Origin of the sequence: Promicromonospora kroppenstedtii DSM 19349 (assembly GCF_000515355.1) — a bacterium.
In the GTDB taxonomy this organism is placed as follows: domain Bacteria; phylum Actinomycetota; class Actinomycetes; order Actinomycetales; family Cellulomonadaceae; genus Promicromonospora; species Promicromonospora kroppenstedtii.
In genome coordinates this window covers 105,602-115,829 of sequence record NZ_KI911744.1, presented here as the reverse complement: position 1 = coordinate 115,829, position 10,228 = coordinate 105,602, and the positions used below count along the sequence as shown (strand labels likewise).

At 69.7% G+C, this 10,228-nt stretch carries 11 protein-coding genes; 4 read left to right on the top strand and 7 right to left on the bottom strand.

Going from position 1 to position 10,228, the window contains the following annotated elements; translation table 11 throughout:
• Positions 1-59: 59 nt before the first annotated feature.
• Positions 60-311 (bottom strand): hypothetical protein, encoded by a 252-nt coding sequence (locus tag PROKR_RS24720; RefSeq protein WP_020013111.1) that lies wholly within the window; start codon positions 309-311, stop codon positions 60-62.
• Positions 311-724 carry a DUF3099 domain-containing protein gene (locus PROKR_RS24715; protein ID WP_036968939.1) on the bottom strand — a complete coding sequence of 138 codons (414 nt, stop codon included), beginning with the start codon at positions 722-724 and terminating at the stop codon, positions 311-313. Before PROKR_RS24715 ends, PROKR_RS24720 begins: the two co-directional genes overlap by 1 nt.
• A 260-nt stretch (positions 725-984) precedes the next feature.
• On the opposite strand from PROKR_RS24715, the gene fabG reads away from it, so the two are divergent.
• The 3 genes from fabG to PROKR_RS24700 all read left to right on the top strand — a co-directional run bounded on the left by fabG (position 985) and on the right by PROKR_RS24700 (position 3,210).
• Positions 985-1,722, top strand: coding sequence for a 3-oxoacyl-ACP reductase FabG (gene fabG, locus PROKR_RS24710; RefSeq protein ID WP_036969150.1), 738 nt, complete (start codon positions 985-987; stop codon positions 1,720-1,722).
• A 160-nt stretch (positions 1,723-1,882) separates the two neighbouring features.
• Complete coding sequence (fabI, locus tag PROKR_RS24705) at positions 1,883-2,653, top strand: enoyl-ACP reductase FabI (protein WP_020013108.1); 771 nt, start codon at positions 1,883-1,885, stop codon at positions 2,651-2,653.
• 17 nt (positions 2,654-2,670) lie between these two features.
• Positions 2,671-3,210 carry a SixA phosphatase family protein gene (locus PROKR_RS24700; protein ID WP_051433328.1) on the top strand — a complete coding sequence of 180 codons (540 nt, stop codon included), beginning with the start codon at positions 2,671-2,673 and terminating at the stop codon, positions 3,208-3,210.
• A 33-nt stretch (positions 3,211-3,243) separates the two neighbouring features.
• On the opposite strand, the gene serB is transcribed toward PROKR_RS24700, so the two are convergent.
• From serB to glgC, 5 genes are all read right to left on the bottom strand, one after another.
• A complete protein-coding gene (gene serB / locus PROKR_RS24695; RefSeq protein WP_425414936.1) occupies positions 3,244-3,864 on the bottom strand; it encodes a phosphoserine phosphatase SerB in 621 nt (206 codons plus the stop codon).
• A gap of 171 nt (positions 3,865-4,035) precedes the next feature.
• On the bottom strand, positions 4,036-6,057 hold the full coding sequence (locus tag PROKR_RS24690) for a hypothetical protein (protein ID WP_157602644.1): 2,022 nt from the start codon (positions 6,055-6,057) through the stop codon (positions 4,036-4,038).
• Positions 6,054-7,226, bottom strand: a complete 1,173-nt coding sequence (locus tag PROKR_RS24685; protein WP_036968934.1) for a 5'-methylthioadenosine/S-adenosylhomocysteine nucleosidase family protein — start codon at positions 7,224-7,226, stop codon at positions 6,054-6,056. Before PROKR_RS24685 ends, PROKR_RS24690 begins: the two co-directional genes overlap by 4 nt.
• Positions 7,223-7,957 (bottom strand): NUDIX hydrolase, encoded by a 735-nt coding sequence (locus tag PROKR_RS24680; RefSeq protein ID WP_036968932.1) that lies wholly within the window; start codon positions 7,955-7,957, stop codon positions 7,223-7,225. The genes PROKR_RS24685 and PROKR_RS24680 overlap by 4 nt, the downstream gene beginning before the upstream one ends.
• A 185-nt stretch (positions 7,958-8,142) precedes the next feature.
• Positions 8,143-9,384 (bottom strand): glucose-1-phosphate adenylyltransferase, encoded by a 1,242-nt coding sequence (gene glgC / locus PROKR_RS24675; protein ID WP_036968931.1) that lies wholly within the window; start codon positions 9,382-9,384, stop codon positions 8,143-8,145.
• A gap of 128 nt (positions 9,385-9,512) precedes the next feature.
• On the opposite strand from glgC, the gene glgA reads away from it, so the two are divergent.
• Positions 9,513-10,228: glycogen synthase (gene glgA, locus PROKR_RS24670; protein WP_036969141.1), on the top strand; the 716-nt coding region annotated here is incomplete at its 3' end.

The following is a 10,228-nucleotide window of genomic DNA, read 5'->3' as shown; positions in this document are numbered from 1 at the left end:
GGTGCGCGGGCCGCGCGCGTCGTCGGGCGCCGGGGGGCGCTCCGCCACGTGCGTCTGGTTCACGAGACCCTTTCCAGCTCCGCCACCGGGACCGTCTGCTTCCAGAAGGACCGCGCGCCCAGGAACTGCTCGAGGTGCTCGCGGTGCTCGTCGCAGGCGAGCCACACCTTGCGCCGCTGCGGGGTGTGCAGCTTCGGGTTGTTCCAGAGCAGGCCCCACGCGGCCTGCTCGCGGCAGCCCTTGGCGCTGCAGATCAGCTCGCCGTCCGGAACGGCGTCGGGCGTCCCGCCCGTCAGTCCGAGCACGTCCATCAGTCGTCCACGTGGTTGATCACGCGGCCGGGCCCGGGGCTCAGCCGTCCGGTCCCGTCGTGGGCGCCCGGGTCGTCCGGACGATGGTCCTGCGACCCGGCCGGCCTGCCCTCGTGCGCGACCGGGGGCGCCTCCTCGGGCAGCTTCTCGAGCATCGGGGCCGCCTGCGGCGTGACGGGGGAGGTGTCGTGCGTGGTGTGGTCGCGGCCGGCGTTGGCGACGAGCACCGCCGAGTACGGCAGCACCACGGCGGCCGCCACCAGGGCCCAGCGGACCCAGCCGTCGACCAGCACGGCGCCGATGATGCAGACCACGCGGATGGACATCTGGATGAGGTAGCTGCGCGTGCGGCGCGCCTGGTCCACCGCCAGCGGCTCGGGGGCCGAGGTGATGGAAGGAACCGGCTCGCTCATGCTGTCAGTCTACGTGCGCCGGACATCACCGGACACGACGTCGGCGTACCTCACACGACGTGGTGCATCTGGACGTACAAGAGGTTGTTGTAGGAAACCGACAAGGTCCGGTGGATCCCTGTGGCCCGCCGCGCGCGGCGCGCGTCCGACGCGCGGGGTAGCGTCGCAGCGGACCCGGATCGACCCAGGTACCGGCCGCGGCCCCCAGCCTCGCGCGGCCCTTGCGAAAGCCCAGCATCGAGGAGCCTCAGGTGACCACCATGCCCGCCACTCAGAGCATTGCCGCAGGTCCCACCGGCCGTGTGGTCGTCGTGACGGGTGCCGCTCGCGGCATCGGCCGCGCCATCGCGGAGCGTTTCGTCGCCGACGGCGACCGCGTCGCCACGATCTACCGCGGCGGGGACCTGCCCAAGGGCGTCGAGCCCTACGTGGCGGACGTCACGGACACCGAGGCCGTCGACGCCGCCTTCGCCGCGATCGAGGCCGACCTGGGCCCGGTCGAGGTGCTCGTGGCCAACGCGGGCGTGACCAAGGACCAGCTCCTCATGCGCATGAGCGACGAGGAGTTCGAGACCGTCATCGACGTGAACCTGAAGGGCACGTTCCGCTGCGTCCGCCGGGCCTCCAAGGGCATGATCCGCGCCCGCAAGGGCCGCATCGTGCTGCTTGGCTCGATCGTCGGCACGTCCGGCGGCCCCGGCCAGGTCAACTACGCCTCCTCGAAGGCTGCCCTGGTGGGCATGGCCCGCTCGATCACCCGCGAGCTGGGCTCGCGCGGCATCACCGCGAACGTCGTCGCGCCCGGCTATGTCGAGACCGACATGACGGCCGCGCTGTCCGACGACGTGCGCAACGGTTACCTGAAGTCGATCCCCGCGGGCCGCTTCGCCACGCCGGACGAGGTCGCCGCCGTCGTCTCGTTCGTCGCCTCCGACGCCGCCGGCTACGTCTCGGGTGCCCTCATCCCCGTCGACGGCGGTCTCGGGATGGGTCACTGACCCGTAGTCTGACGCCGCCACCAGCGGTTTCGTCGGTACATATCCAACATTCCCCGCGCGTGACACGGCGCGGAGTTTCGTTCCACGCTGCAATCCGCATTACGCTCGCACCCAGCACAGGGGTTGCTCCGGCACGCCTGCGCCTGATCGGAAGGACAACATGGGTCTCCTCGAAGGTAAGAAGCTGCTCGTCACGGGCGTGCTGACGGACTCGTCGATCGCATTCCACGCCGCCCGTCTCGCCCAGGAGGAGGGCGCGGAGGTCGTGCTCTCGTCCTTCGGACGGCAGATGAAGCTGACCCAGGCCTTCTCCAAGCGTCTCCCCGTCGAGGCGCCGGTCGTGGAGCTCGACGCCACCAGCCAGGAGAACCTCGACGCGCTCGCGGACGCCGTGCGCGCGGAGGGCTTCGAGCGGCTCGACGGCGTCGTGCACTCGATCGGGTTCGCGCCGCAGTCCGTCATGGGCGGCAACTTCCTCTCGGGTACCTGGGAGGACGTCGCCACCGCGCTGCACGTCTCGACGTTCTCGTACAAGTCGATCGCGGTGGCCGCCAAGCCGCTGATGACCGACGGCGGTGCCGTCGTCGGCCTCACGTTCGACGCGCAGTTCGCCTGGCCCGTCTATGACTGGATGGGCGTGGCCAAGGCCGGTCTCGAGTCCGCGAACCGCTACCTGGCGCGCGACCTCGGGCCCGAGGGCATCCGTTGCAACCTCGTCTCGGCAGGGCCGATCCGCACCACCGCCGCCAAGTCCATCCCGGGCTTCGCGACGATGGAGGACGCCTGGCCGACGCGAGCCCCGCTCGGCTGGGACCAGACCACCGCAGAGCCGGCCGCGCGCGCCGTCGCCGCCCTGCTGTCCGACTGGTTCCCGGCGACGACAGGCGAGATCGTGCACGTCGACGGTGGCGTGCACGCCATGGGCCAGTAGATGGGCAGGAGGCACTGATGGGCAGAGCGTCGGGCACGGAGCCCACCACGACGCCGTCACGGCGTCTGGTGTTGCTCCGGCACGCGAAGGCGGAGCCGGCGTCGGAACTTCCCGACGAGTCGCGGCCCCTCGCCTTGCGTGGCCGGGACCAGGCAGGGAAGGTCGGGGCGGCACTGGTCGCGTCCGGCCTCGTGCCCGACGCCGTCCTCGTCTCCGGGGCGTTGCGGACGCGGCAGACCTGGGACCTCGTGCGCAAGCACCTGGGGGAGCCGGCGGTGTCCTACACCGACGACCTGCTGGGTGCCATGCCGCGCGGTGTCCTGGCGCTGGTGCGTGAGCTGGACCCCGCGGCCCGCACCGTCCTGGTGATCGGTCACGAGCCCGCCATGGCGGGCACGGCCGAGCTCCTGGCCGGGCCGGGCTCGGAGGACGGCGCCCTCGCGCAGGTGCGTGTCGGCGTCCCGACGGCGACCTACTCGGTGCTGGAGGCCGACCTGGCCTGGGCGGACTGGGACCGCAAGACGGCCCGCCTGACCGAGGTCACGCGCCCGGCCTGACGCCCCTCGGTGTCAGACACGAACGGACCTTCCTCAGAGGAGGGCCAGCAGGTTGTCCAGGCGGTCCTCGATCACGTGGGGGGCCTGCTCGCGCACGAGCGGCTTGGCGTTGAACGCCACCCCGACACCGGCCAGGCCGATCATGTCGAGGTCGTTCGCGCCGTCGCCCACCGCGACCGTCTGCTCCAGCGGCACCCCGACCTGCGCGGCCCACTCCCGGAGCGTCGCGGCCTTCGCGGCCCGGTCGATGACAGGGCCGACGGTGCGGCCGGTCAGCATGCCGTCGGCGACCTCCAGCCGGTTGGCCCGGACGAGCTCGATCCCCAGCTCGTGCGCGATGGGTGCGGCGATCTCCTCGAACCCGCCCGACACCAGCCCGAACGCCCAGCCGCGGGCCTGGCACTCGGTCACGAGCTCGCGGGCGCCCGGCATCAGCTCCACCGCCGCGCGGACCTTGTCCAGCGCCTCGACGGGCACGCCGGCCAGCGTCGCCACGCGCTCGCGCAGCGACCCGGCGAAGTCGAGCTCGCCCCGCATCGCGCGCTCGGTCACGGCCGCCACCTGCTCGCGGGTGCCGGCGTGCTCGGCGATCAGCTCGATGACCTCCTGGCGGAAGAACGTGGAGTCGGCGTCGGACACGATGAGTCGCTTCACGGGACCCAGTGTGCCGGAGCAGCGCGCAGCCGCGCGGCCCTGTCCACACTGCGCCGCCCGGGCGGCCCGGGCGGCCGAGGTGCTCGAACGTAGGGTTGGTCGCACTCTGAGCGCTCAGAGTGCGACCAACCCTACGTTCGAGCGCCTGCCTGAAGGGGCCTCAGGGCTGGATCATCGGTAGTTACCCCGGGCGATCCAGTTCTTGCCGTCTGCGGCTATGCCCTCGAGGATGCGCAGGGTGGGCGCGAACCCGGTGGTATCGAGACTCACGTCCAACGGGTTGTCCGGTGCGACCTCGGGACCGGTATCGGGCCGTTCAGGGTTCCGTTGGTCGTGCTCGGCGAACTCCTCCGATCCCTTGGTGACGAGGATGTCCCTGGCCGGCCCGTTGGTGAGGGTCAACCGCAGGTTCTGTCTGCCGTCGGTGCCCTTGACGACGTTGACCGAGGAGACCGCGTCGAAGCGAAAGGTGTTGCGCTCCTCGCTGTGGAACGCACCTGTCTCGAAGTTCAGCACCTTGCTCACCTCACGGACGCCGTCCTCGGTGATCAGGAACAGCCGCAAGGCGTATCTGTTGTACCGCCACGGGCCGTTGCGCTCCTGGGCTCTGCCGGCGCTGGGAGTGGGAACCCGGAGCACGGCGTACGAGATCACGTCGCGCCATGAGATGCGGAAGTGCTCAAGGGCATCGGCGATCAGGATCGTGGTGTCGCTGCGCAGCCACTTCTCCATCTCGTCCTCGCTCGGCCGGGCGTCCTTCAGCCTCTGCGTCCAACGCCGGAACTCGTTCTCCCGCCCCTCCTTGCGCCGACGTTCGTCGTCGACGTCGTCAAGGTAGTGGCGTCTCCTGCTGGCGACCTTGTACCACTTGCTTGCGGTGTACAGCCCGCCGGCCGCAGCCAGGAGAGTGGTGATCGCTGCTCCTACGGGTTGAACCTGGAGCGCGTTCTGGACGATGGAACCAACCGTGAGCAACAGGACTGTCAGCCCCAGTACGCAACGGATCTTGGTCCTGTCGGCAACATGAAGGCGATCCTTATAGTCGTCGATGGTGCCGGACTGCCACTGGTCCCGTACGTCCACGGCGTGATAGCGGATCAGCCAGACGACATTCGCAAGCGAGACGTTGCTCTCCCGATAGATCTCGACGATCTCGTCGCGCAGGTGTGTGCGGAGTCCAGCTGTCTCGGCCAGCCACCAGTCCCTGTCGCTTCCTTGCGGCCGGTACCTGCTGAAATAGAACACGAAGGATCTGGTGACGCTCGCGGCAAACCCCTTGCCGTCAGAGTTTGGATTGGCCGCGCTCGCGCGCCGCCGCTGCTCCTCCCATCTGATTCGGTTGACGCGATAGCGCCACTCGAAAGCATTGCGGGTGGTGAAATAGGCGGCGGCGATCGCGAGGGCGTAGGCCACGATCGCCACGGGAGCAGAGCTGCTGACGGTGAGCCAACCGAGATAGCCGACGGCGAGGGCGCACAGGAGTGCCCCCGCAGTGATCCGAGTACGTTCACCTGAGGCGATGTGCGGAGGCTGGGCAGGACGAGCTCGCGGTCCGGCGGGGTCGGCTTCGAAGTAGGCCCAGGCGCGATGCCCACGGTTTGCGGAATAACGGTCGAGGTGGGCTTGCTTCTTGGTGCTCGCCCAGACGCCGTCCTTTGTCCCGGCCGAGAGCACCTTGTCGAGATGCCGGAGCGCCATTTCGCGAAGCTCGACGGGTAGCGCCAAGATCCGCTTCTCTGCCAGGTCGGTGCCCTCGGCCGAGGGGTCGCGCCGGTTGACGATCAGTTCGCGGACCGCACCGAGCGCCGGACCGTACTCCTCGTCGTCCTCGTAGGCGACGAATCGCTTGGCCGCCTCGGTGAGACGGACGCGTTCGTCCTTCGTGAGGTCCCGATCGGACCGTGTGCTGAACATGGACAGGGCCCAGTGAAAGCGCACCTCGGCGGTGTCCAGCCCATCGGCCATGGCCTCGCTGAACAGTTCCTCGGCCTTGCGGGGCACTCCATCTTCCAGATACCGCACGCCGGTCTGGTACTTCTTCTCCGGCGGATCGGTCGCGCTGATCTGGTAGACGTTCGCGTTGTGGACCACGCTCGCCTGGATGCCGACCACGGCCCCCGGCCCGGCACTGTTGTCCGTCCTGATGTCGCGCGGCTCGGGCGGAGGCGGTGGCGGCGTGCCGTCGGCGTTCATGCGATCCCGTTCAGTGCGGTGATGACGACGGCAGTTTTCGCCGCGAGGTCCGTCAGGTGCCCCACGAGACCACCGAACTGCCGGAGCGCGATGACCGCCTTCTTCTTGCCCTTCGCGTCAGGATCTCGCAGTGCTGTCTCGGCGTTGACGAGGCCGCTCTTCGCGGCGTCGTAGGTCTCCTCGTCGACAGCCCCGTCGGCACGGTGGGCATCGAGCAGTGCGCGAAGCTCGGCCAGCGCCTTGGTCGGGTCGGTCACCTGCTCCCGGTGGGGGGCCGCGGACATCCAGACCGAACTGCCGGTGACGTTCGCCGCCTGGATCCCCACGTTGCCTGACGCCGTGTTGTTCACGGTGGTGCTGGGCGGGGTGGGACGAGGCTCGTTCGGGGTCATGGGCGTCTCCTCTGCTTCGTTGGCCAGCTCGACTGCGAGCTCGATCGCGAATGCCGCGGCGTGCGCCGCCGCGCGGGGTTGCCAGGTGCCGTCGTTCGCCGATGTCTTCTCGCCGTCGGCCCGGTCACTGATGCCGCGGATGATGGCGACCGGGGCGCTGTTGAGGTGGCCGGCATGAGCGATCCCGGCGGCTTCCATCTCGATGGCTGTCGCGTTGTTGTAGTGCTCGTGGATCCGACGAGCCTCGACGGAGACGCGAGAGTTCAGGACCACCTCGCCCGCCGCGATGGCACCGAACATGACGCTCGGACGGCCGCCGTCCGACATGTGGGCGTCCAGTGGGAGCCGTGCCGCCCAGGTTCCGGAACGCTCGAGGTGGTGGGCCAGCTGACTGAGGTGATGCGACGTCTTCCACTCGCTCGGGCGGGCCTTGAAGCCGTCGTCCTCGCTCGTACCTCCGTGGTAGGCGAACACACGGTCGGCCACGACTACCTGGCCGAGTGGAGTGGAGTCCCACACCGCTCCCGCAACTCCGACGAACAGCGCCGCCACGGGCGAGAACTGCTGGATCGCCCGTTCGGCGAGCACTGCGGAGTTCGAGTTGCCGACGCCGACCAGCCCGACCGCGATCCTGCAGTCCGTGCCTTCGACCGTGCCGATCTCGAACCGCGTCCCGGTGCTGTGCCGATGTTGCTCGATGTCCTTGAGATGCTTTCGGACTGCCTTGTACTCGAGATCCAGTGCTGTCAGAACGACGACCACGCGTGCGTCAGTCATCGACCCTCCTCGGAATCGTTCGATGGTTCAGGGCGAGTGAGCGGGGGGTGCAGTGCCGTGGCAGGTCCCGCGCGGAACAGGCGGGCGGGACGGCCGGTCGTCATGCGGCGGTCAGCGCCGGCGGACTCGATGAAGCCCGGGACGCGCTGGACCTTGCGGTAGAAGTTGCGCGGGTCGAGGTCGACGCCCCACACCGCCTCGTAGACCTCCTGGAGGTCAGCGATCGTGAAGGTCTTGGTGCAGAAAGCTGTCGCCAGCGGGGTGTGCTCGAGCTTGGTCCTGGCCCGCTCGACGGCGTCGCCGACGATCTTCCAGTGGTCGAACGCGAGCTGGACGCTCCCGGACAGTGCCTGCTCGACAGGCACCCACGCTGCTCCCGACGCGTCGGTACCGGCGACGGGCTCGGGAAGCCCCGGTGCGATCGTCAGGTAGGCGACCGACAGCACGCGGCCGCGCGGGTCGCGACCGGGTGTGCCGTAGGCCCCGAGCTGCTCGATGTGCAGGTCGGTTCCGTCCAGGTCCGCCTCCTCCCGGAGCTCGCGCAGGGCGGCGGCGTAGATGTCCTCCTCGGCGTTGTTGAGAAAACCTCCCGGCAGGGCCTGGGCGCCCTTGAAGGGCTCGATCCCACGCTCGATCAGCAGGACGTGGAAGACCGACGCGCGCAACGTCAGGATCACGAGGTCGACCGCCACCAGGATCTCCGGCGGCGTCCACGTGTCGTCGTCGGTCACCGCCTATCACCCCCTTAATGTCGAACTGACAATAAGGGGTTGGAGGTCGCCCGAGCAAGAGCAAGCCAGGAGTGGGATGCGTTGAACGTAGGGTTGGTCGCACTCTGAGCGCTCAGAGTGCGACCACCCCTACGTTCGATGCCGCGGGCGCGGGCGCGGGCGCAGTCGCGCCCGCCCGCGCAGCGTCAGTCGACGATCGTGCCCTTCGGGACCACCACGAGCCCCGACTCCGTGACCGTGAAGCCGCGCGCGCGGTCCTCGTCGTGGTCCACGCCGATGCGGGCCCGCTCGTTGATGATCACGTTCTTGTCCACGATAGCGCGGTGCACGTGCGCGTAACGGTGCACCTGGACGTCGTCCATCAGCACCGAGTTGGACACGTTCGACCAGGAGTGCAGGTGCACGCCGGGGGAGAGCACCGAACCGGCCGCCTGCGCACCCGAGATGAGCACGCCCGGCGACACGATCGACTCCGCCGCGTGCCCCATGCGGCCCGGACCCGCGTGCACGAACTTGGCCGGCGGCAGCCCCGTGTAGCCCGTGTACAGGGGCCACTCCATGTTGTAGAGGTTGAAGATCGGGTGCACCGCGATCAGGTCGGTGTGCGCGTCGTAGAACGAGTCGATCGTCCCGACGTCGCGCCAGTAGCCCCGGTCCCGGTCGGTGGAGCCGGGCACGTCGTTGCGGATGAAGTCGTAGACGCCCGCCTCGCCCTCGGCCACGAACGCCGGGATGATGTCGCCGCCCATGTCGTGCCGCGAGTCGGGGTTGGCCGCGTCCTTGGTGACCGCCTCGACCAGCGCGTCGGCGTCGAACACGTAGTTGCCCATCGAGGCGAGGATCTCGCCGGGGGAGTCCGGCAGGCCCGTGGGCTCGGTCGGCTTCTCCAGGAACTCCCGGATCTTCGACGGGTCGGCCGGGTCCACGTCGATGACGCCGAACTGGTCCGCCATCTCGATCGGCTGCCGGATCGCGGCGACCGTGGCACGCGCACCGGACTCGATGTGCGCGTCCACCATCTGCGAGAAGTCCATGCGGTAGACGTGGTCGGCACCGACCACGACCACGATGTCCGGCCGCTCGTCGTCGATGATGTTCAGGCACTGGTAGATCGCGTCGGCACTGCCGAGGTACCAGTGCTTGCCCACGCGCTGCTGCGCCGGGACGGGCGCCACGAAGTTGCCGAGCAGCGGCGACATGCGCCACGTCTTGGAGATATGGCGGTCCAGGGAGTGGGACTTGTACTGCGTCAGCACGACGACGTGCAGGTACCGCGAGTTGACGATGTTCGACAGCGCGAAGTCGACCAGACGGTAGATCCCGCCGAAGGGCACTGCTGGCTTGGCGCGGGCGGCGGTCAGCGGCATCAGCCGCTTTCCCTCACCGCCGGCGAGGACGATCGCAAGGACGCGGGGAGCGGAGACCATACGGTGACATTAAGGCCTTTCCGCCGGTTACGTCAGGTGGCACGCTGAGACGTGGCGCACGCTAGGTTGGCACTGTGCCCGACCTTTCCGACGCCACCACTCCCGCCACCGCAGGCCCCGCCCCCGGGCTGCGGCCCACCGGTACGCTCCGCGTGGACCTGCTCACCCGTGAGTTCCCGCCGAACGTGTACGGCGGCGCGGGCGTGCACGTCGCCGAGCTGGCCGCCGTCCTGCGACAGCTCGCCGACGTCCGTGTGCGCTGCTTCGACGGCCCGCGCGACGCCGCCACCGAAGCCTCCGGCGTCACCGGCTACACGACCCCGACGGCGCTCGCGGGCGCCAACGCAGCCCTGGCCACCCTGGGCACCGACCTGGTGATGGCCGACGACGTCGCGGGCGCCGACCTGCTGCACTCCCACACCTGGTACGCCAACATGGCGGGCCACCTGGGCGGCCTGCTGCACGGTGTGCCGCACGTCGTCACGGCGCACTCGCTGGAGCCCCTGCGCCCCTGGAAGGCCGAGCAGCTCGGCGGCGGCTACGCGCTCTCCTCGTGGGCCGAGCGCACCGCCTACCTGGGCGCCGCCGGCGTCATCGCGGTCTCGGCGGGCATGCGGGCCGACATCCTGCGCGTCTACCCGGAGCTCGACCCCGAGCGCGTGCACGTGGTGCACAACGGCATCGACCTGTCGGGCTGGCGCCGTCCCGACGCCGACGACGCCGAGGCCAACGCCGCCGCGGAGGCGACCGTGCGCCGCCACGGCATCGACCCGGACCGCCCCGCCGTCGTGTTCGTCGGCCGGATCACACGGCAGAAGGGCCTGCCGTACCTGCTGGGGGCCGC